Origin of the sequence: Clostridium lundense DSM 17049 (genome assembly GCF_000619945.1) — a bacterium.
GTDB classification, from domain to species: Bacteria; Bacillota; Clostridia; order Clostridiales; family Clostridiaceae; genus Clostridium_AO; species Clostridium_AO lundense.
Map to the genome: position 1 here is coordinate 105546 of NZ_KK211043.1, position 22500 is coordinate 128045.

A 22500-nucleotide genomic window follows, 5' to 3' on the forward strand; every position below is an offset into this window, starting at 1 on the left:
CTCGTCTTCCGCTCCAATATGCGGGTGTAACTCAATGGTAGAGTGCTAGCCTTCCAAGCTAGTTACGAGGGTTCGATTCCCTTCACCCGCTCCAATTTTTATTTAAGTTTACTCTAGGGCTTTAAGCGCCCATAGCTCAGCTGGATAGAGTGACGGACTTCGAATCCGGAGGTCGCAGGTTCGACTCCTGTTGGGCGCACCATAAGAATATTTGGCATTACGCAAAGGGTTGATATATATAGGTATTGTAAAATATAATTTTACAATACCTTATTTTTTTATCTATATTTATTTATACAAAATAGTGATTCGTAGTAACAATATTAGCTTTATGAATGGGGAAAAAATTAAAACTTCATAAAAGAGTCGGAAAATTGCTAATACTAATTTAAACATAATTAATATTTGCAATTTTGGTCTTCATTTGTTATTATATACATTGGTAAATGAAACTTTGACCAAAAAATAAATGCAGGGATGTGAGTTGGATTGCAGAAGAAAAAAATTTCTATAACTACAAAAATTCTTTTTGCACTTATAATAGGTATTATATTTGGATTAGTAGCTAATTTAACTTTCCCTCAATGGGTAAATACTAATTTAAGTAAATTTGCATTAGAGCCTGTAGGCAATATCTTCTTAAGAGGAATAAAAATGCTAGTAGTACCATTAGTACTATTTTCATTAATTTGTGGAGCTGCTAGTGTAGGTGATGTTAAAAAACTTGGTAGAGTTGGAGGGAAAATATTTACGTATTATATGTGTACTACAGCATTTGCTGTTACAATAGCTTTATTTTTTGCTAACTTACTTAAACCTGGTGTAGGGGTTCAGCTTCCAGCAGCAACCGCAGTTAAGGCTGCTAAAGCACCATTTATAATGGACATATTTGTGAACATGGTACCTACCAATCCTATTGAAGCTATGGTAAAAGGGGACATGCTTCAAATTATAGTATTTGCTATCTTGTTTGGAGTAGCTATGACTTTAATTGGAGATCCAGTTAAACCACTATTAGATATTATGAATCAAGCAAATTCAGTTCTTTTAAGAATGATTGGAATAATAATGAATATAGCACCTTATGGAGTATTTGCTCTTATTTCTAATGTGGTTATGAGTCAAGGATTAAAGGTTCTTATACCTTTATTAAAGTATTTCTTTGTATGTTTATTTGTAATGATAATACATGTATTATTTGTGTACGGAGGAGCATTAAAATTAGTAGGAAAATTAAACCCTATAACTTTCTTTAAAAAGTTCTGGCCAGTAATGGTTGTGGCATTAAGTACATCAAGTAGTAATGCTACAATTCCTATTAATTTGGAAACTTGTGAAAGTAAGTTTGGAGCATCAAAGACTGTATCAAGCTTTACTATTCCATTAGGAGCTACAATAAACATGGATGGTACTGCAATTATGCAAGGGGTAGCGGCTATATTTATTGCTCAGATATATGGAGTTAATCTTTCTTTACAGCAGCAAATAATGATTATTTTAGTTGCAACTTTAGCGTCTATAGGAACAGCAGGTGTGCCAAGTGCAGGAGTTGTAATGTTATCAATGGTATTACAGCAAGTTGGATTACCACTTGAAGGTGTAGCTTTAGTATTAAGTATAGATAGATTAGTTGATATGGTAAGAACTACTGTAAATATTACGGGAGATGCAATAGGAACATTGATAGTAGCTAATTCTGAAGGTGAATTAAATTTAGATTTATATAACAATAAAACAATAAATACAAAAGTAGCATAAAAAGCCCCCTCATATGAGGGGTTTTTACTTTTTTCAATCTTTATTCTAAAAAATCTATTGATTAATGTTGAATGTAATGTTATTTTAATTTGTATATGAATCTATTTATAAAGGATGGTGATTATATAGTTTATGAAAACTATAAAAAAATTTATTAGTTATTATGGGCCATATAAAAGAATGTTTTTTATGGACATGCTATGTGCTCTTATTTTATCTGCTATAGATCTAGTCTTTCCTATAATAGTAAGATATCTTTTATATGATGTGTATAATAAAAGCAGAGAGCAAATAATAAAATACGTAATTTTAATTGGTTCAGCACTTCTTTTAATGTATGTGATTAGATATTTATGTCAGTATTATATAGCTGCATGGGGCCATATTATGGGCGCAAGAATGGAAGCTGATATGAGAAAAGATATATTTAATCATTTACAGAAATTATCTTTTTCATATTATGATAATACCAATACAGGAAAATTGATGTCTAGAATAGTTACAGATCTTTTTGATATTTCTGAGCTTGCTCATCATGGACCCGAGGATGTTTTTATATCGCTGCTCAAAATAATTGGTTCATTTGTAATATTAATGAACATCAATGTTAGTATAACAGTTGTTTTAATGTTTATAACTCTAGTTATGATATATTTCTCCTATTTTTATAATAAAAAAATGAAATTAATATTTAAAAAGAATAGAGAAAAAATAGCTAATGTAAATGCTCAAATTCAGGATAGTCTTTCAGGAATAAGAGTTGTAAAATCTTTTTCAAATGAGCATATAGAGAAAAAAAAGTTTCAAATGGGAAACAATGAGTTTTTAGAAACCAAGGAAATAGGATATGGAATTATGGGAAGATTCTTCAGTATGAATGGATTTTTCCAAGGGATTTTATATTTATCAGCTATTCTTTTAGGAGGAATATTTATAAGTAATGGAAAGTTAGAAACTTATGATTTAGTAGTTTACATTTTATATATAAATATTTTCCTAAATCCAATAGAAAAATTAATAAATTTCACTGAACAATATCAAAAGGGAATAACAGGATTTGAAAGATTTTTAGAAATTATAAATACTAACCCAGATATTACTGAAAAGAAAGGGGCAATAGAATTTAAAAATCCTAAAGGACATATACAATTTGAGAATGTATCTTTTAGTTATGATAATAAAAATAGCGTGCTTAATAATATAAATATAAATATTGAGGCAGGAAAGACTGTAGCTATAGTGGGGCCATCTGGTAGTGGAAAAACTACTTTTTGCAGCATTATACCAAGATTTTACGAGGTAGATGAAGGAGCAGTTTTACTAGATGGTATTGATATTAGAGATATGAAATTAAAATCATTAAGAAATAATATAGGTATTGTACAACAAGAAGTGTATATGTTTGTTGGAACTATAAAGGAAAATATAGCTTACGGTAATCCAGAGGCTACAGATGAAGAAATAATAGAGGCAGCTAAGAGAGCCAACGCTCATGAATTTATAATGGCTCTTGAAGATGGGTATGAAACTTATGTAGGAGAAAGAGGCGTTAAACTTTCAGGGGGACAGAAGCAGAGAATATCTATAGCTAGAGTATTTTTAAAGAATCCTTCTATATTAATATTAGATGAGGCTACATCTGCATTAGACAATGAGAGTGAAAAATTAATTCAAAAATCTTTAGGAATACTTTCTAAGAATAGAACAACTCTTATTATTGCTCATAGGTTAAGTACTATTAGAAATGCAGATGAAATAATTGTACTTACTGATGAAGGCATAAAAGAAAGAGGAAGTCACGATGATTTAATTAATAAAAAAGGTATATATATGAATCTTTATAATATGCAATTTGAACAAATTTCATAATGAAAATTTAGATTTTTGTAAATAGGTGTTGCTTTTTAATCCAAAGTGATATATTATATTTATAACACAGAAATTCACGAATAATAAATCTATAAAACAATTGAATATTCGCACTCATATAAGCTTAGTAATATGGTCTAAGCGTATCTACCAGACAACCGAGAATTGTAAGGCTATGGGTGTTTAATTGGATATATTATAATTTTTTGTAATAGGTCTATTTAAACTCCCTTTTTAATATAAAAAGGGAGTTTATTTTTTTACTAAACAATAGGAGGAGAAAAGTTATGCAACTTTTAAAAGATAGAATTTCCAAAGACGGTAAGGTTATAGAAGATAGGATTTTAAAGGTGGATAATTTTATAAACCATCAATTAGATGTGGAATTATTTAATGAAATAGGTAAAGAGTTTAAAGATAGATTTAAAAATAAAGAAATATCAAAAATACTTACAGTTGAGACATCTGGTATAGGTATAGCTTGTATTGTAGCTCAGTACTTTGGTAATGTTCCTGTAGTTTTTGCTAAAAAACATTCTGGAATAAATATGGACACTGATAACTATGAAGCAAAAGTATATTCTTTTACAAAAGAAACAGAGTATACCATAAAAGTTTCAAAAAAATATATAAATAAGGAAGATAATATATTAATTATTGATGATTTTTTAGCTAGTGGTAGTGCTATGACAGGACTTATGGATATATGTAAACAAGCTGGAGCAGTTATTGAGGGTATAGGTATCGTAATAGAAAAAAGCTTCCAAGGTGGAAGAGAACTAATAGAAAAAGAAGGAATTCAGTTAGAATCCTTGGCAATAATTGAGGGATTAAAAAACGGAAAGGTTATATTTAAAGATTAAAAATTTTTAATTTATGTATATGTAAGAAAGGGGTAAAAAAATGAAAAAATCAAAATTAATTAGTGGGTTGCTAGCATGTACGTTAGTAATGTCATCTTTACTTGTTGGTTGTGGAGAAAAAAAATCAGATTCACAGAAGGCGGCAGAAAGCAAAAAAGAAACAAAAGTAGGTTTTTTGTATGTTGGACCAATAGGTGATGGTGGTTGGAGTTATTCACATAATGAAGGAAGATTATACTTAGAAAAAGAATTAAAAGTTCCTACTATTTATAAGGAATCTGTAAAAGAAGATGCTGCAGAGGTTCAAAAGGTAACTGAAGATATGATAAACCAAGGATGTAATGTAATAGTAGGTACAAGTTTTGGATTTATGGATGGATTAGAGAAGGAAGCGAAAAAGCATCCAGAAGTTAAGTTTTTACACTGCTCAGGCTATAAAACAGCAGAAAATATGACAAATTATTTCGGTAGAATATATCAAGCTAGATACTTATCAGGTATTGTTGCAGGAATGAAAACAAAGACAAATAAAATAGGATATGTAGCTGCATTCTCTTTGCCAGAAGTTGTTAGAGGTATTAATGCATTTACTCTTGGAGTACAATCTGTAAATCCTAATGCAAAAGTAATGGTTAAATGGACAAATACTTGGTATGATCCAGCAAAAGAAAAAGAAGCAGGAAAAGCTTTACTTGCAGAAGGCGTAGATGTAATAGCACAACATCAGGATACAGCAGGCCCACAACAGGCAGCAGAAGAAAAGGGAGCATTCTCTATAGGATATAATACAGATATGAGAGACAAAGCACCTAAGGCTTATATGACAGCCCCTGTATGGAATTGGGGACCATACTATGTTGATCAGGTAAAAGCAATTCAACAGGGAACATGGAAATCTGAAAGTTACTGGAAGGGATTGGATGCTGGTATAGTGGCTCTTGCTGAGTTAACACCAAATGCCCCTGCAGGTGCAAAAGAAGCTGTAGAAAAAGCTAAGAAAGATATAATTTCTGGAAAGAATAAAATATTTGTAGGACCTATTAAAGATCAAAAGGGTAATGTAAAAGTAGAAAGTGGAAAAGTTATGACTGATGAAGAACTGCTAAAGTTTGATTGGTTTGTTCAGGGTGTAGTAGGAGAAATTCAAAATAAGTAATTAAAATAGGTGATAAAAATGAGAGGGAATATACCTTATATTCAAGTGAATAATATTAGAAAAACCTTTGGAAAAGTAATCGCTAATAATAATGTTAACTTAACTGTAAACGGAGGAGAAATACATTCACTTTTAGGGGAGAATGGAGCAGGAAAAAGCACATTAATGAACATGCTATCAGGAGTATATACTCCTGATAGTGGTTCTATTTATATACATGATAAGAAGGTTAATTTTACAACTCCAAAGGATGCTATAAATTCAGGCATAGGAATGATATATCAGCATTTTAAACTTGTAGATAATTTATCAGCAGAAGAAAATATTGCTATAGGACAAAGCTCTGGCATATTTATAAATAAGAAAAAAATAAGAAATAAACTTTTAGATATATGTAGTAAGTACGAAATTGATATTGATTTAAAAAAGAAAGTATGTAATATGTCTGTAGGTGAGAAACAAATAGTTGAAATACTTAAAGTACTTTATAGAGATGCAGATATATTAATACTAGATGAGCCAACCACTGTATTTACACCTCAAGAAGCCGAAAAGTTATTTAATATAATGTTTAAGATGAAAGAAAATGGTTGTGCAATAATATTTATATCTCATAAAATGGATGAAGTCATGAAGGTATCAGATAAAATAACAGTATTGAGAAAAGGTGAAACAATAGAAACTATAAATAAATATGAAACTTCCCCTGAAAAGTTAGCAGAATTGATGGTTGGAAAGCAAGTAGATTTATCTATAAAAAGAAGCAAGGTAAAAATAGGTGAAGAAATACTTAAAGTCCAGAATTTAACTGTAAAAAATGAAGAAGCTATAGAAGTGATAAAGGGAGTAAATTTCAATATACGAAGAGGAGAGGTATTGGGAATTGCAGGTATAGCAGGAAGTGGTCAGAAGGAAATATGTGAAGCTATTACTGGTATACAAACTGTAGAGCAAGGAGAAATAATTCTTCAAGGAGAAAATATTGTAGGTAAAACTCCAAGAGAAATAATTAAAAAAGGTGTTAGTATGAGCTTTGTTCCAGAAGATAGGTTAGGTATGGGATTAGTAGGATCTATGGATATGGTAGATAACCTATTATTGAAAGCTTACCATAATGGAAAAGGTGTTTTATTAAATAAAAAACCTGTAGCAAAAAGAGCCAAAGAAATTAAAGAAGAATTATCAATACTAACTCCAGATATCCATTATCCAATTAAAAATCTATCTGGTGGTAATATACAGAAAATATTATTAGGAAGGGAATTAGATTCTAATCCTAATTTACTTATAATGGCTTATCCAGTAAGAGGGTTAGATGTAAACACTTGTTATACTATATACAATTTAATAGATAGTGAGAAGAAAAAGGGAGTAGCTGTTTTATATATAGGAGAAGATTTAGATGTTTTAATGCAGCTATGTGATAAAATATTAGTAATTTGTGACGGAAAAATAACTGGCGAATTAAAGGCAGAAGATGCCACTAAAGAAAAAATAGGACTACTTATGGGAGGAAAAAGCATGGAAAGAGAGGAAGCTAGTGTTGTTTAGAATAGTAAAAAGAAATGAAGTAACTGTAAAAGAGAATATAATAATTAGAATTTCTTCTATAATTTTAGCTCTCCTATTAGTAGCAGCATTTATATCCTTATTACATTTAAATCCTATAGATGTATATTCATCTATGATAAAGGGAGCTTTTGGTTCAGCTTACAGTACTAAAGAAACTATAATAAAAGCAATACCTTTGATTATAACTGCACTAGGAATTTCTGTAGCATTTAAGATGCAGTTTTGGAATATAGGAGGGGAAGGACAAATAATAATGGGAGCCTTCTTATCATCCTATTTTGCATTAAAGTTTCCTGAACTTAATTCATTTTTATTATTAAGTATTATGGTTTTAGCCGGAATAATAGGTGGAGCTATATGGGCGTATATTCCTGCATTATTAAAATGTAAATGGGGTACAAATGAAACTATAGTGACTTTAATGATGAATTATATAGCTTTTAAATTTATAACTTATCTTCAGTACGGACCATGGAAAGATCCTAAGGCACAGGGTTTTCCTAAGATACCTAACTTTAGTGAAAATGCTACTTTGCCAGATGTATTTGGAATACATGTAGGATGGATTATAGCACTTATACTTATTGTATTTATGTTTGTATTTATGAATCATACAAAAAAAGGATATGAAATAGCTGTATTAGGAGAAAGTGAAAAAACAGCACTTTATGCTGGTATAAATATTAAAAGCACAATAATTATTTCTATGCTTTTAAGTGGAGGACTATGTGGACTTGCAGGTATGATTCAAGCTTCTGCTGTTAGTAACACACTATCAGTTCAAGTATCTGGTGGTGTAGGGTATACTGCAATAATTGTAGCTTGGCTTTCAAATTTAAGTGCTCCTTTAATATTGGTTGTGTCTATATTATTTGCAGCTTTATTAGAGGGAGGATCTTTTATACAAACAGCATTTGGTATACCAGAGTCTGCTGCATTAATACTTCAATCAACTATATTGTTTTTTGTTTTGGGAAGTGAATTTTTTATAAAATACAAAGTTATTAAAAATAATGCTTCCGAACTAAAGGAGGTAGCATAAATGGATACAGTAATATCATTTCTTGAAGCTGCAGTAGTAGCAGGAACGCCTCTTTTATTTGCTACTCTTGGAGAGTTGATATGTGAAAAAGCTGGTAATTTGAACTTAGGTGTTGAAGGTATGATGCTTATGGGAGCTGTTATGGGCTTCATGGTGGGAGTAAATACACAAACTCCTATAGCTGCTATGTTAGCTGCTATGGTTGCTGGAGCTTTCGGAGCTTTAATATATGCTTTTTTGACCATAAGTTTAAGGGCCAATCAAGTAGTTTCAGGACTTACTTTAACTATATTTGGTACAGGGTTTTCTAGTTTTATTGGTAAAAATTTAGTAGGGCAAGTTGCTCCAGATTCTATAAAGAACTTTTTTACGCCAATCTTTTTACCGGTTCTTGGGCATATACCTTTCTTAGGTGAAATATTTTTTAGACAAGATATATTTGTGTATTTTGGATATATAACTGCTATTGTATTAGGAATTTATATGTATAAAACATCAAAAGGTTTAAATTTAAAAGCTATAGGAGAAAATCCTAAGTGTGCCGATGCAGCAGGAATCAATATTACATTATACAAGTATATACATGTGTTATTGGCAGGAGCCTTGTGCGGATTAGGAGGAGCTTATCTTTCATTAGTATATGTACCTGCATGGCAGGAGAATGTAACATCAGGCAGAGGATGGATAGCAGTAGCATTAGTTATATTTGTATCCTGGAATCCATATAAGGCACTTATTGGTTCTTATGTATTTGGTGGATTAGATATTATAGGATTTAGACTTCAAGGATCAGGTGTACACATATCACAATATTTAATAGATATGCTTCCATATATAATAACAATAATAGTTATGGTAATGGTATCTATAAAGAAATCTTCTAAGAATTCGCCACCAAAGGCTTTAAGTGTCCCTTATTTTAGGGAGGAAAGATAGCGTTTTTATAGTGAAGAATGAAGAGAGAATAGTTGTTCTTCATTCTTCACTTTTCACTTTTCACTTTTCACTGAAAAAAGGTCTTGACGCTAAAAAAAAATAGTGATATTATTAAACATGATAAAAGAATATATTACCTTTAAGAGTAGGTCCTGTGAGGCCTAAAAGGATAGTGTAGAAGAATCTACTGCGAAATTATATATGAATTATATAATTTGTTAGTATAGAGATATGATTAATTATAGTATATCTATGCCTTCCTTTTAAAGGAAGGCATTTTTTATACCTTTAAATTTAGTACAGAGATACTAAAAAGGAGGAGAGAGTATGTTAAAGGGAAGAAATTTAATTGACCCAATGGATTTTTCTTTAGAAGAAATTGAAGAAATACTTAATTTAGCAGAAAACATATCTAAAAAAAGAGAGGACTATTCACATCTCTGTGATGGTAAGATCTTAGCCAATCTATTTTATGAGCCAAGTACAAGAACTAGACTTAGCTTTGAAGCTGCAATGTTAAGACTAGGCGGAAAAGTACTAGGTTTTTCAGAACCTAATTCAAGTTCAGTATCAAAGGGAGAAAGTTTAGCTGATACAATAAGAGTTGTTAGTTGCTATGCAGATATAATAGCTATGAGGCACCCAAAAGAAGGAGCACCGATAGTTGCTTCAGACTATACAAATGTACCTATTATAAATGCTGGAGATGGAGGGCATCAACATCCTACTCAGACTCTAACAGATTTATTAACTATACGTTTAATGAAAGGAAGACTATCTAATCTTACTATAGGTTTTTGTGGTGATTTGAAGTTTGGAAGAACTGTGCATTCACTTATAAAAGCTTTGTCAAGATATGAAAATAATAAATTTATTCTTATCTCACCAAAGGAATTACAAATTCCCCAATATATCAAAGATCAAATATTAGAGAAAAATAATATAGAGTTTGCGCAAGTTGAGGATTTAGAAGAAGTTATAGATAAACTAGATATTTTATATATGACTAGAGTACAAAAGGAAAGATTTAATAATGAAGAAGATTATTTAAGACTCAAGGATAGTTATATATTAGATAAAGAAAAGATGGATAAAGCTTCAAAAAATATGATAGTATTACACCCGCTGCCAAGAGTTAATGAAATAGCATATGAAGTAGATGAGGATGCAAGAGCATGCTACTTTAAACAGGCTCAGTATGGAATGTATGTAAGGATGGCGTTGATTTCTAAGCTTTTGGGGGTGATATAATGAATAAAAACATAAATTTACCAGAGAAGTTAGAAAATAAAATTAAATGTACTAATCCTAGATGTATAACCTCAGTAGAAAAATATATTACTCACACATTTTATTTATTAGATAAGGAAAAAAGAGAATATAAATGTAGATATTGTGATGAAATAGTAAGGGTTATGGAGGATTAGGTTATGGAAATGTTAATAAAGAATTGTAGAATAGTAGATTGGTCAGGAGATTTTTTAGGTGATGTTTATATAAAGGACGGAATAATAGCACAAATAGGAAGAAACTTAGAGAAAAATTGTGAAACTCTAGATGCACAAGGAAAAGTTTTAATGCCTTCTTTTATAGATTTACATGTACATTTTAGAGATCCGGGTTTTACACAGAAAGAGGATATATTATCAGGAAGTAAGGCTGCCGTAAGAGGTGGGTATACTGCAGTGAATCTTATGGCAAATACTAATCCAGTGTGTAGCAGTATGAAAACAGTAAATTATGTATTAAACAAGTCTAAGGAAGTTGGTCTTGTAGATGTTCATCAAGTAGTATCCATAACAAAAAATTTTGATGGTAAAACAATATCACATATAGATAATCTAGATTCTTCGGTAAAGGCAATATCCGAGGATGGAAAAGATGTAATGGATAGTAAGGTTATGCTAAATGCCATGGTAAAAGCTAAGGAAAAAGGAATGATTGTGATGTGTCATTCTGAGAATCATGAGCTCTCAACTACAGATATGAGGCTTTCAGAAAATACTATGACATGGAGAAATATAACTTTAGCTAAGTATACAGGATGTGCTACACACATATCACATGTTAGTACAAAAGAATCCATGGAATATATAATAGAAGCTAAAAAAGAAGGATACAATATAACTTGTGAAGTGGCTCCTCATCATATAGCATTAACAAGTAGTACAGAGTATAGAGTTAATCCTCCTATGAGAGAAGAAGATGATATTAAGTTTTTAATAAAGGCTATAAAAGAAGGATTTGTAGATGCAATAGCCACAGATCATGCACCACATACAAAAGAAGATAAGGAGAATGGTGCACCAGGTATATCTGGAATAGAAACAGCTTTTTCAATATGCTATACAAAACTTGTTAAAAATAAAGAAATCAATTTAAGTAAGCTTTCAGAAATAATGTCAAAAAGACCTGCTGAAATAATAAAGTTAAATAAGGGACAAATAAAAGTAGGGTATGATGGAGATTTAGTTCTTATAGATTTAGAAAAGGAATATGAAATAGATAGTAAAAACTTCTTGTCAAAAGGGAAAAATACTCCTTTTGGAGGAATGAAAGTTTATGGGAAAATAGAAAAAACAATTAAGGGCGGAAAAATAGTATATGATGATTCAAGGGGGATTTAATATATGATAATAGATAAGTTATATGAAAGTGTAAAAAATAAAGGACATGTGTGCGTAGGATTAGATACAAGTTTAGATTATATACCTGAGCATTTTATGAATGAGTTTGTATTAGAAGAAGAAGCAATATTCCAGTTTAATAAAGAAATAATAGATTCCACTATAGATATAGCTGCATGTTACAAAGTACAAATTGCATATTATGAAGCATTAGGAATGGCAGGACTTATGGCTTATAAAAGAACTTTAGATTATATAAAAGAAAATAAAGGAATAATTATATCAGATATAAAAAGAGGAGATATTGCTAAAACAGCAGAGATGTATGCAAAAGCTCATTTTGAGGGAGACTTTGAAACTGATTTTGTAACTTTAAGTCCTTATATGGGACTAGACAGCATACAACCTTATCTGCCATATTTGAAAAATAAGAATAAGGGATTATTTGCTCTAATAAGAACTTCAAATGAGGGAGCTAAAGATATAGAATTCATAGAAACAAAAGAAAATAAGAAGGTATATGAAGTAGTTGGACAAAAGATACATGATATGGGTAAAGAATTTATTGGAGAGTGTGGATATAGTGCAATAGGCGGAGTGGTAGGATGTACTCATGTAAATGAGGCAATAGAGCTAAGAAAGGGACTAGATACTATGTTCTTTTTAATACCAGGGTATGGAGCTCAGGGAGGAAAGGCTGAAGACGTGGCACTATACTTGAAAAATGGAAATGGTGGAGTTGTAAATTCTTCAAGAGGTATTCTTTTAGCATATAAAAAAGCAGAGGATGAAATACATTTTGCAGATTATGCGAGAAAAGAAGCTATAAGAATGAGAGAAGATATAATAAAAGCTGTAAAAAGTATATAGAATGGAGAGTTAGAATGGAATATAGAATTGAATATGTTAGGGATAATAAAAAAGTATGTGAAAATATATATAAGTTATCCATAAAAGGAAAATTTGAAGGAAATCCTGGTCAGTTTTATATGCTAAGAGCTTGGGACAAAGAACCATTATTAAGCAGACCTATAAGTATATACTCCATTGAAGAAGACTGTATAGAATTTTTATATGCAGTAGTAGGAGAAGGAACAGAAATATTAAGTAGATTAAAAGAAGGTGACAGTATAAAATTAACAGGTCCTTTAGGAAATTATTTCCCGGTAAATAATTTAAAAGGCAAGGTAGCTATAGTATCTGGTGGGATAGGTATAGCTCCAATGCATGAAGTAGTCAAAAGGATAAGAGATTGTAAAATAGATTTTTACTGTGGATTTAGAGATGAAATTTATGGTGCTCAGGAATACAAACCTTTTGTAGATAATATTTCTATAAGTACCGAATCTGGAAAGTATGGATATAAGGGATATGTAACAGAAATAATTAATCCTGAGAAATATGATGTAGTTCTATGTTGTGGACCAGAGGTTATGATGAAGAAAATTGTGGATATGTGTAAAAAAGTTAATGTGCCAGTGTATGTTTCCATGGAAAAGCATATGGCTTGTGGGGTAGGAGCATGTCTTGTATGCACGTGCAAAACAAAACATGGTAATAAAAGAACTTGTAAAGATGGTCCTGTATTTTTGGGAGAAGATTTGGAGGAATAATATGAAGGTAAATATTTGTGGAGTAGAATTTAAAAATCCAGTTATAACTGCCTCAGGAACTTTCGGATTTGGACAGGAATACAATGAGTTTTATCCAGTATCAAAATTAGGGGGAATTAGTTCTAAAGGTTTAACTATAAATCCTAAAGAAGGAAATGATGGAGTAAGAGTATTTGAAACTAGAGGTGGAATGTTAAATAGTGTAGGCCTTCAAAATCCTGGAGTGGACTGTTTTATAGAAAATGAGTTACCAAAAATGAAGAAATTTAATACAGTAATTATAGCTAATATAGGTGGCGGAGATATAGACAGCTATTTAAAGGCTGTGGAGAAAATAAATAACACAGAAGTAGATATGATAGAGTTAAATATATCATGTCCAAATGTAAAGCACGGAGGAATGGCTTTTGGAATAAAGTCTCAGGTGGCTTATGAAGTTGTAAAGGAAGTAAAAAGTGTATGTAAGAAGCCATTGGTGGTAAAACTATCTCCTAATGCTGAGGATATAGTAGATATGGCTGAAAAATGTTGTAATGCAGGAGCGGATTCATTATCTTTAGTAAATACTTTTAAAGGTATGGCTATAGATATAAATAAAAGAAAGCCTATATTTAATAATATTACAGCAGGACTTTCAGGCCCATCCATAAAACCTATAGCTTTAAGAATGGTGTATGAGGTATGTAAAGCTGTAGAGGTGCCAGTAGTTGGTCTTGGTGGAATATGTACTTGGCAGGATGCAATAGAGTTTATAATGGCAGGGGCAAGGTGCATACAGGTAGGAACAGCTAATTTTATAAATCCATATGCACCTATAGAAATAATACAGGGAATAGAAGATTACATGAAAAAAGAAGGAATAAAAGATTTAGAAGAAATTACAGGAATCATTTAGAGAATAAAGAATAAATGAATATAAAAGGAGATAAAAATATGAATAATACAGATAAAATGATTATAGATACTTTAAAGGAATGCGATGCTCTTTTAGAAGGACATTTTCTACTATCTTCAGGAAAACATAGTGATAGATATTGCCAGTGTGCAAAGCTTTTACAGTACCCAGATAAGGCAGAAAAAGTATTGAAGATTGTAGCAGAAAAATTGAAAGAAGTAGATTTTGATATGGTTGTTGGACCAGCAATGGGAGGAATAGTAGTATCCTATGAATTAGCTAGACAGTTAGGTAAGCCAGGTATATTTGCGGAAAGACAGGATGGAGAAATGACTTTAAGAAGGGGATTTGAAATTAAAAAGGGACAGAAGGTTGTAATATCAGAAGATGTTATAACTACAGGAAAGTCCTCCTTAGAAGTTGCAAGGATTATAGAAGAATTAGGCGGAGAAGTAGTAGGATTATGTTGTATAGTAGATAGAAGAAGTGAAGGAGTACAAATACCTTATCCTATATACAGTGCAATAAAATTACAAATTAATACTTATGATAAAGAAGAATGTCCATTATGCAAGCAAGGCCTAGAATATATAAAACCAGGTAGTAGGAATATAAAATAATATGGGTTTTTCACACCTCGAAGTAATAAAACTTTGAGGTGTTATTTGTTCTATAGGGAAAATAGTAAATAATTAAAGAACAAATAATAAATAAGGAAATATTAACTATTCATTATGCAATTAATTATTTACAAAAATTTATTACTAATTATTTTACATTTGAGTTATAATAGATAATGACTCATTGGCAAAATGGAATTAGAAATCCATTTATTGATTATAATTGGAATAAATGCTGTAAACATATAAATAGGAGGTAGTATTGTGGGTAAACCAAGTATTTTTAGTAAGGATTATGAAAGAAAGATGAAAAGGAGAAGGATAACGATAATATTATCAATAATTGTAATTGTTATTTTATTCTTAGGTGCTTGGTTTATGGGCAAAGGAAAAAGCTTTATATCAAGCAAAAAAGATAATGCTTTAGATAATAAAAAAGTAAATAATGATAAACAAACTAATAAGAATGTCAATACTAATACTAGCACTAATAACAATGAAGCAAAGGTATCTAAAGAAGAGAAGAAACCAGAAGGGTATGAAGTAAAGTTAAGTAATGGGCAAAATATAAAGATAATATATGAAGAAGAAAATAAGGATAAAAAATTTAAATATATTTATCCATTAGACAGTAAGGTAAAATATGATATAAGTCCTTCTAATAAAAAAGCTGTAATTTATGATGATAAAGCTCAAAAAATTATATGTGTAGATATAAATGGCAAGGTTTCCGATGTAACTAATCTTACATATACTTCAACAGATGGTAGTGTAGTTATAAATCATGATGAATTTATAAAGTCTAGGCCAGATTACGTTTGGTGTAATATGCCTAAATTTATCGATGAAAACAATATAGCTTATATAAGCCAATTGCCATGGTTAAATAAAACTGCTAAATATGTATGGATATTTAATATTCCTAATAATACACATATTAATACCCAAAATATTTATGGTGAAGAAATAACTATAGATAAACTTAATGAAAAGGGATTAAAAATTTTAGTAGATGGTAAAACTTTATTTTTGAATGCTAATGGTGGGGTAACTGAATAAATGAAAGACGTTAATGAAAATAAAGCTATGGAAATAGGGTTATCCTCTGCAAGTTTTTATCCAGACATAAATACTGAAGAAAGCATTAGATTAATGAAAAGTTTAGGCTTTGATATGGGAGAAATATTTTTAAATAGTCCTAGTGAATATGAAGAAAGTTTTATTCAACAGTTGAATGAGGAAAAATATAAAAATCAGTTTACTATTAATTCTTTGCATAGTTTTTCTTCAGCTTTTGAACCATATCTTTTTGATGTTTATAAAAGAAGAAGAGAAGATATGTTTGTTTATTTTAAAAATGTGTGCAGAGGTGCAAAAATCTTAGGAGCTAAATGTTATACTTTTCATGGTATGAGACTTGATAATATTAATACTATAAATAAAGATTTAGTAATAGATACATATAACAAGTTGTGTTATACGGCTTTAGAAGAGGGGATTAAGTTAGCTCAAGAAAATGTAAGCTGGTGCATGTCGTCAAATTTAGATTTTTTAAAGTTGCTATCAGAAAAATGTAAGTATCCAATATATTTTACTTTTGATATAAAGCAAGCTTATAAATCAGGGGAAAAAGTAGAAGATTACTTAAATATTATGGGAAAAAGTTTAGTTAATTTTCATATTAATGATATGGATGATAATAATAATTGTTCCATACCAGGTAAGGGGAAAATAGATTATAAAAAAATATATGATAAATTATGTGAAATAGGTTATACTGGTGCAGGGATAATAGAAATATATAGGAATAATTATGAAAAATATACAGAAATAGTAGAAGGAAGAAAAAATTTGAGAAAAATATTTATTTAAATAAAATTTATTTGTAAATTCTACAGTAGTTGTATATAATTATTAAGGGTAACTTTATAATTTAAGTATAAAATATGAAAATCTGCTTATAAGCATATATTAATAATTTAAAATATATGTTATAATATTGAGGTTAATATAAGCATATCAGTGATTGGGAGGAATAATATAATGAAGGCTAATATGGAAAAAATAGAAAAAAATGTTGTTAAGTTAGAAATAACTGTTGAAGCAGAAAAATTTGTTGAGGCTATGAAAAAGTCATATGCTAAAAATGCTAAGAAATTTAATATTCCTGGATTTAGAAAAGGTAAAGCACCAATGAATATAATAAAAAGACATTATGGCGAAGGTGTTTTTTATGAAGATGCTATAAATATTTGTTGTGATAATACATATCCAGAAGCATTAAAAGAATATGATATAAAACCTGTAGATTATCCTGAAATAGATGTAGTAGAAATTGGAGAAGGAAAAGATTTTATATATACAGCAAAAGTAACAGTAGTACCAGAAGTAGAATTAGGAGAATATAAAGGATTAGAAGTTAAAAAGAATACATATGAAGTAAAAGAAGAAGAATTAGAAAACAAATTAAAAGGAATGCAGGAAAGAAACGCTAGAATAGAAACTAAAGATGAAAATGCAACAATAGAAAAAGGAAATATAGCTATTATTGATTTCAAAGGTTTTGTAGATGATGTAGCTTTTGAAGGTGGAGAGGGATATGACTATTCACTTGAAATAGGTTCAGGTACATTTATAGACAATTTCGAAGATCAGTTAATAGGTCTTAAAAAAGATGAGGAAAAAGATGTAAATGTAAAATTCCCTGAAGAATATGGCAGAGAAGATCTAAATGGAAAAGCTGCAACTTTTAAGGTAAAGATCAAAGAAATAAAAGTTAAAGAATTACCAGCAATGGATGATGAATTTGCAAAAGAAGTATCAGAATTCGATACTTTAGACCAATTAAAAGCAGATATGAAAAAGAAAATGGAAGAAGAAAATGAATTAAGAGCAACAAGAGAATTTGAAGAAGCAGTTATAGACGCAGCTTGTGAAAATGTAAAAGTTGATATACCAGAAGTAATGGTTAAAAAAGAAGTAGATAATATGTTAAGAGATTTAGAAATGAGATTAAGATATCAAGGATTAGATCTTAACACATACTATCAGTATACAAACAGCAGTGAAGAAAAAGTTAGGGATTATATGAAAGATACAGCTGCTAAGAGAGTAAAAACAGAATTAGTAATTAACGAAATAGCTAAAGCTGAAAAGATAGAAGCAACAGAAGAAGAGCTTATGGAAAGAGCAAAAGAAATGGCAAAACAGTATGGGGATAAAGATATAGAAAAAACAGCTAAACTATTAATGGATTCCCAGAAGTCATTCTTAAAAATGGATGTTGCAAATGAAAAAGTAATAAAATTATTAGTTGACAATAGCAAAGTTATAGCATAATATAAGTTAAAATTAATTGCCAGGATAGTTTCTGGCAATTAATTTTAATTATATTTAATTTATTTAATATTATAAAAATACTTATGTATTATAGTTATAGGGTAATATATTTATAGTACCTATACTTAATTTATTAGTGGAAAAGGAGGAGAGTTTTTATGAGTTTAGTTCCAGTTGTTGTTGAACAAACAAATAGAGGAGAGAGATCTTACGATATCTATTCAAGATTATTAAAAGATAGAATAATAATGTTAAGCGAGGAAGTTAATGATACAACAGCCAGTTTAGTTGTAGCGCAATTATTATTTCTTGAGGCAGAAGACCCAGATAAGGATATATACTTATATATCAATAGTCCAGGAGGCTCTATAACAGCAGGAATGGCTATATATGATACAATGCAATATATAAAGTCAGATGTAGCAACTATATGTGTTGGAATGGCAGCGTCTATGGGAGCATTTTTATTAGCAGCAGGTGCAAAAGGAAAGAGGTTTGCACTTCCTAATAGCGAAATCATGATACATCAGCCACTAGGAGGATTCCAAGGTCAGGCTACAGATATTGGAATTCACGCAGATAGAATTTTAAAGATAAAGAAAAAGTTAAATACAATTTTAAGTGAAAGAACAGGTCAGCCTTTAGAAGTAATCGAAAAAGATACCGAAAGAGATAACTTTATGGAAGCTGAGCAAGCAAAAGAATATGGATTAATTGATGAAGTAATGATTAAGAAAAAATAACCTTTATTGTGAGGTGTAGATATGGCCAAAAATGATGACAAAAAACAACTAAAGTGTTCCTTTTGTGGCAAAACTCAGGATCAAGTAAGAAGACTTATAGCAGGACCAGGAGTATATATATGTGATGAATGTATAGAACTTTGTTCTGAAATAATAAGTGATGAATTTGAAGAAGATGTTCATGTAGAAATGGGTTCATTGCCAAAACCAGTAGAGATTAAAAATTATCTTGACCAATATGTAATAGGTCAGGATGACGCTAAAAAAGCTTTATCAGTAGCAGTTTATAATCACTACAAAAGAATAAATTCAAATAATATAAATGATGATGTAGAACTTCAAAAAAGTAATATACTTTTACTTGGACCTACAGGTTCAGGAAAAACTTTACTAGCTCAAACTTTAGCAAAGTACTTAAACGTACCATTTGCTATTGCTGATGCAACTACATTAACAGAAGCTGGGTATGTAGGAGAAGATGTAGAGAATATACTTTTAAAGCTTATACAAAATGCTGACTATGATATAGAAAAAGCAGAAAGAGGTATCATTTATATAGATGAAATAGATAAGATAGCTAGAAAATCAGAGAACCCTTCTATAACAAGAGATGTATCTGGTGAAGGTGTTCAGCAGGCTCTTTTAAAGATACTTGAAGGTACTATAGCTTCTGTACCACCTCAAGGTGGAAGAAAACACCCACATCAAGAGTTTATACAAATAAATACAACTAATATATTATTTATTTGTGGTGGAGCTTTTGACGGAGTAGATAAAATTATCGAAAGAAGAACAACAAATAGTTCTTTAGGTTTTGGAGCAGAAGTGAAATCTAAAAAAGAACAGGATGTAGGAAAGCTATTGAAAGAAATAATGCCAGGAGATCTTTTGAAATTTGGGTTAATTCCAGAGTTTATCGGAAGACTTCCTATAATAGTAACTCTTTCAGCCTTAGATAAGGAAGCATTGATTAATATTTTAAGTATTCCTAAAAATGCCCTTGTAAAGCAGTATAAGAAGTTATTTGAAATGGATAATGTAGAGCTCGAATTTAATAGAGAGGCATTAGAGGCTATTGCAGAAGAAGCTATAAAAAGAAATACCGGAGCAAGGGGACTTAGAGCCATACTTGAAGATATTATGAAAGACATAATGTTTGATATACCTTCAGAAGAGAGTATTACAAAGGTTGTAATAAATAAAGATACTATAGAAAATAAAATACCTGAAATTATTAAGTTAGAAGAAGGTACTAGGGCACCACTAAAAATAAAGAAATCAAGAGCTAAAAAGGGTCCAGAAACAGCTTAATATATTAACTATAATAAATGCTATGAGAAGAATAGGAATAAATTATTCCTATTCTTTTTTGCATTATAGAATATAGGGGAGAAAAAGTGTGCATAATAAAAAATAAACTGAATGATTATAATGGGAGGGTAAGTTATATGACTAACATGTTAATATTGGTGCAATTTATTTTTACTATAATTATGGGGTTATATTTTTTTAATGCACTTAAGGGTCAACAATCAAACAAGGTAATAATTGACAAAGAAAGTAAAAAAGAGATGGATAACTTAAGGAAGTTGAGAAATATAAAGCTATCAGAACCGCTAACAGAAAGAAGTAGACCAAATTCTTTTAGCCAAATAATAGGTCAAGAAAAGGGAATAAAAGCTTTGCAAGCAGCTTTGTGTGGACCAAATCCGCAGCATGTGATAATTTATGGTCCTCCTGGTATTGGCAAAACTGCTGCTGCTAGATTAGTACTGGAAGATGCTAAAAATAAAGAGTATTCACCATTTAAAAAAGATGCTAAATTTGTTGAAATTGATGCTACAACTATAAGATTTGATGATAGGGGGATAGCAGATCCATTAATAGGATCAGTACATGATCCTATTTATCAGGGTGCAGGGCCTCTTGGAATAGCAGGTATACCTCAGCCTAAGCCAGGAGCTGTAACAAAAGCTCATGGAGGTGTTTTATTTATAGATGAAATAGGAGAATTACATCCTATAGAAATGAATAAATTATTAAAGGTGCTAGAGGATAGAAAGGTGTTTTTGGATAGCGCATATTATAATTCATCAGATCCTAATATGCCTGTGTACATAAGAGATGTATTTGAAAATGGATTACCAGCAGACTTTAGATTAGTAGGAGCTACAACAAGGAATCCAGAGGAAATAGCACCTGCTATTCGATCAAGATGTGTAGAAATATTTTTTAGAGCTCTTTTACCAGAGGAAATAGAAACTATAGCTGTAAATGCAGCAGAAAAGATAGGCTTTACCTTAGAAGATAAAGCTCGCACTACTATAGGAAAGTATGCCAATAATGGAAGAGATGCAGTTAATTTAGTACAATTAGCGTCTGGTATTGCTTTAAATGATAATAGGAAGGAAGTAAGCGTATCAGATGTGGAATGGATAATTGAAAATGGTCATTACTCACCTAGACCAGAGATAAAAATTCATAATGAACCTAGAATTGGATATGTAAATGGCTTGGCTGTATATGGAGCAAATATGGGAACAGTAATGGAAATAGAAGTTACAGCGATAAAGAATGCTTTATCCAAAGGTGAAATCAATGTAACAGGAATCGTAGAAGAAGAACAAATTAATTCATATGATAGAAAAATTAGAAGAAAGAGCACCGCTAAGTGCTCTGTAGAGAATGTAATAACAGCATTACAAAATGTATTTAATTTGGACTTTAGTCATTATGATATTCATGTGAATTTTCCAGGAGGAGTTCCTGTAGATGGACCATCAGCAGGAATAAGTATAGCCACAGCAGTATATAGTGCTGTGAAGGAAATACCCGTAGATAATGAAGTTGCTATGACAGGAGAGATATCATTATATGGTGAAGTAAAACCTATAGGTGGAGTAAATAGTAAAATACAAGCTGCTATTAAAGCTGGTGCAAAAAAAATAATAATACCTAATGATAATTGGCAAGAAAATTTCTCAAATATTAATGGAGCCACTATAATTCCTGTAAAGAGTATAAAGGAAGTAATAAAAGGATCTTTAGTAGAGGATAAAAATAGTTCGGATCATGCTTCGGTTCATATAGCTACAGAAATATTATCTGCTAATTCACTTCCTAATACAGGAACCCCAGTAAATAGATAAACAGAGTTCTTGGCTTCGGAGGGGTTACACCCTCTGAAGCTTATTAACGGACTTCTAAGGAGTTTTACTCCTTAGAAGTAATTATATTTAGTGGAAATCGTTATTTAGAGACATATTCGCTCTTTACTCCAACTTTCAAGAAGATGGGAGTATTAGAGCGGATAGTTATCAGATAAGTCATATCTCCTTTGATATCCAAAAGATATATAATATTTATTATTTTTTAGTTAATATATTTATTATTAAATTATTACTATTTTGGAATTGAAAAAATTTTTTTTTATGGTTATAATATATTAGTCTAACTATAGTTATTAT

At 30.4% G+C, this 22500-nt stretch carries 19 protein-coding genes, 2 tRNA genes, 1 pseudogene and 1 riboswitch; all 22 genes and pseudogenes read left to right on the forward strand.

The window, feature by feature from the left end:
* Positions 1-20: 20 nt before the first annotated feature.
* The 22 genes and pseudogenes from T514_RS0122485 (at position 21) to lonB (ending at position 22182) form a co-directional block, all read left to right on the forward strand.
* A tRNA-Gly gene (locus T514_RS0122485) sits at positions 21-94 on the forward strand.
* Positions 95-125: 31 nt separating this feature from the next.
* A tRNA-Arg gene (locus T514_RS0122490) sits at positions 126-202 on the forward strand.
* Between the two features lie 287 nt (positions 203-489).
* A complete protein-coding gene (locus T514_RS0122495; RefSeq protein ID WP_027626752.1) occupies positions 490-1758 on the forward strand; it encodes a dicarboxylate/amino acid:cation symporter in 1269 nt (422 codons plus the stop codon).
* A 132-nt stretch (positions 1759-1890) separates the two neighbouring features.
* Positions 1891-3627 (forward strand): ABC transporter ATP-binding protein, encoded by a 1737-nt coding sequence (locus T514_RS0122500; protein WP_027626753.1) that lies wholly within the window; start codon positions 1891-1893, stop codon positions 3625-3627.
* A gap of 94 nt (positions 3628-3721) precedes the next feature.
* A riboswitch (purine riboswitch) is annotated at positions 3722-3823 on the forward strand.
* Between the two features lie 91 nt (positions 3824-3914).
* Positions 3915-4490, forward strand: a complete 576-nt coding sequence (locus tag T514_RS0122505; RefSeq protein ID WP_027626754.1) for a xanthine phosphoribosyltransferase — start codon at positions 3915-3917, stop codon at positions 4488-4490.
* A 40-nt stretch (positions 4491-4530) separates the two neighbouring features.
* A complete protein-coding gene (locus T514_RS0122510; RefSeq protein ID WP_027626755.1) occupies positions 4531-5646 on the forward strand; it encodes a BMP family ABC transporter substrate-binding protein in 1116 nt (371 codons plus the stop codon).
* A gap of 18 nt (positions 5647-5664) precedes the next feature.
* Positions 5665-7197, forward strand: coding sequence for an ABC transporter ATP-binding protein (locus tag T514_RS0122515; RefSeq protein ID WP_027626756.1), 1533 nt, complete (start codon positions 5665-5667; stop codon positions 7195-7197).
* On the forward strand, positions 7190-8260 hold the full coding sequence (locus tag T514_RS0122520; protein WP_027626757.1) for an ABC transporter permease: 1071 nt from the start codon (positions 7190-7192) through the stop codon (positions 8258-8260). Before T514_RS0122515 ends, T514_RS0122520 begins: the two co-directional genes overlap by 8 nt.
* A complete protein-coding gene (locus T514_RS0122525) occupies positions 8261-9196 on the forward strand; it encodes an ABC transporter permease (RefSeq protein WP_027626758.1) in 936 nt (311 codons plus the stop codon).
* Positions 9197-9523: 327 nt separating this feature from the next.
* On the forward strand, positions 9524-10447 hold the full coding sequence (gene pyrB / locus T514_RS0122530; RefSeq protein ID WP_027626759.1) for an aspartate carbamoyltransferase: 924 nt from the start codon (positions 9524-9526) through the stop codon (positions 10445-10447).
* Between the two features lie 35 nt (positions 10448-10482).
* Positions 10483-10623: pseudogene (locus T514_RS25425) on the forward strand (aspartate carbamoyltransferase regulatory subunit); the annotation flags it as partial.
* 3 nt (positions 10624-10626) lie between these two features.
* A complete protein-coding gene (locus tag T514_RS0122540) occupies positions 10627-11823 on the forward strand; it encodes a dihydroorotase (protein WP_027626760.1) in 1197 nt (398 codons plus the stop codon).
* Between the two features lie 3 nt (positions 11824-11826).
* On the forward strand, positions 11827-12693 hold the full coding sequence (gene pyrF, locus T514_RS0122545) for an orotidine-5'-phosphate decarboxylase (protein ID WP_027626761.1): 867 nt from the start codon (positions 11827-11829) through the stop codon (positions 12691-12693).
* A gap of 14 nt (positions 12694-12707) precedes the next feature.
* The gene (locus T514_RS0122550) at positions 12708-13436 is read left to right on the forward strand and encodes a dihydroorotate dehydrogenase electron transfer subunit (protein WP_027626762.1); all 729 of its coding nucleotides are present in this window, start codon (positions 12708-12710) and stop codon (positions 13434-13436) included.
* Between the two features lies 1 nt (position 13437).
* On the forward strand, positions 13438-14331 hold the full coding sequence (locus T514_RS0122555) for a dihydroorotate dehydrogenase (RefSeq protein ID WP_027626763.1): 894 nt from the start codon (positions 13438-13440) through the stop codon (positions 14329-14331).
* A gap of 38 nt (positions 14332-14369) precedes the next feature.
* A complete protein-coding gene (pyrE, locus tag T514_RS0122560) occupies positions 14370-14951 on the forward strand; it encodes an orotate phosphoribosyltransferase (RefSeq protein ID WP_027626764.1) in 582 nt (193 codons plus the stop codon).
* Positions 14952-15215: 264 nt separating this feature from the next.
* Positions 15216-16010 (forward strand): hypothetical protein, encoded by a 795-nt coding sequence (locus tag T514_RS0122565; protein WP_027626765.1) that lies wholly within the window; start codon positions 15216-15218, stop codon positions 16008-16010.
* A gap of 27 nt (positions 16011-16037) precedes the next feature.
* A complete protein-coding gene (locus T514_RS0122570) occupies positions 16038-16823 on the forward strand; it encodes a sugar phosphate isomerase/epimerase family protein (RefSeq protein WP_027626766.1) in 786 nt (261 codons plus the stop codon).
* 171 nt (positions 16824-16994) lie between these two features.
* Positions 16995-18290, forward strand: a complete 1296-nt coding sequence (gene tig, locus T514_RS0122575) for a trigger factor (RefSeq protein WP_027626767.1) — start codon at positions 16995-16997, stop codon at positions 18288-18290.
* A gap of 158 nt (positions 18291-18448) precedes the next feature.
* Positions 18449-19033 (forward strand): ATP-dependent Clp endopeptidase proteolytic subunit ClpP, encoded by a 585-nt coding sequence (clpP, locus tag T514_RS0122580; RefSeq protein ID WP_027626768.1) that lies wholly within the window; start codon positions 18449-18451, stop codon positions 19031-19033.
* A gap of 21 nt (positions 19034-19054) precedes the next feature.
* On the forward strand, positions 19055-20344 hold the full coding sequence (clpX, locus tag T514_RS0122585; RefSeq protein WP_027626769.1) for an ATP-dependent Clp protease ATP-binding subunit ClpX: 1290 nt from the start codon (positions 19055-19057) through the stop codon (positions 20342-20344).
* Between the two features lie 137 nt (positions 20345-20481).
* A complete protein-coding gene (lonB, locus tag T514_RS0122590) occupies positions 20482-22182 on the forward strand; it encodes an ATP-dependent protease LonB (protein WP_027626770.1) in 1701 nt (566 codons plus the stop codon).
* The last annotated feature ends 318 nt before the right edge of the window (positions 22183-22500 follow it).

Coding starts and splice junctions, on each gene's coding strand:
- clpP (WP_027626768.1), top strand. CDS start 18,449: ATGAGTTTAGTTCCAGTTGTTGTTGAACAAACAAATAGAGGAGAGAGA.
- T514_RS0122515 (WP_027626756.1), top strand. CDS start 5,665: ATGAGAGGGAATATACCTTATATTCAAGTGAATAATATTAGAAAAACC.
- pyrE (WP_027626764.1), top strand. CDS start 14,370: ATGAATAATACAGATAAAATGATTATAGATACTTTAAAGGAATGCGAT.
- T514_RS0122500 (WP_027626753.1), top strand. CDS start 1,891: ATGAAAACTATAAAAAAATTTATTAGTTATTATGGGCCATATAAAAGA.
- pyrB (WP_027626759.1), top strand. CDS start 9,524: ATGTTAAAGGGAAGAAATTTAATTGACCCAATGGATTTTTCTTTAGAA.
- lonB (WP_027626770.1), top strand. CDS start 20,482: ATGACTAACATGTTAATATTGGTGCAATTTATTTTTACTATAATTATG.
- T514_RS0122525 (WP_027626758.1), top strand. CDS start 8,261: ATGGATACAGTAATATCATTTCTTGAAGCTGCAGTAGTAGCAGGAACG.
- T514_RS0122540 (WP_027626760.1), top strand. CDS start 10,627: ATGGAAATGTTAATAAAGAATTGTAGAATAGTAGATTGGTCAGGAGAT.
- T514_RS0122555 (WP_027626763.1), top strand. CDS start 13,438: ATGAAGGTAAATATTTGTGGAGTAGAATTTAAAAATCCAGTTATAACT.
- clpX (WP_027626769.1), top strand. CDS start 19,055: ATGGCCAAAAATGATGACAAAAAACAACTAAAGTGTTCCTTTTGTGGC.
- T514_RS0122505 (WP_027626754.1), top strand. CDS start 3,915: ATGCAACTTTTAAAAGATAGAATTTCCAAAGACGGTAAGGTTATAGAA.
- tig (WP_027626767.1), top strand. CDS start 16,995: ATGAAGGCTAATATGGAAAAAATAGAAAAAAATGTTGTTAAGTTAGAA.
- pyrF (WP_027626761.1), top strand. CDS start 11,827: ATGATAATAGATAAGTTATATGAAAGTGTAAAAAATAAAGGACATGTG.
- T514_RS0122570 (WP_027626766.1), top strand. CDS start 16,038: ATGGAAATAGGGTTATCCTCTGCAAGTTTTTATCCAGACATAAATACT.
- T514_RS0122510 (WP_027626755.1), top strand. CDS start 4,531: ATGAAAAAATCAAAATTAATTAGTGGGTTGCTAGCATGTACGTTAGTA.
- T514_RS0122550 (WP_027626762.1), top strand. CDS start 12,708: ATGGAATATAGAATTGAATATGTTAGGGATAATAAAAAAGTATGTGAA.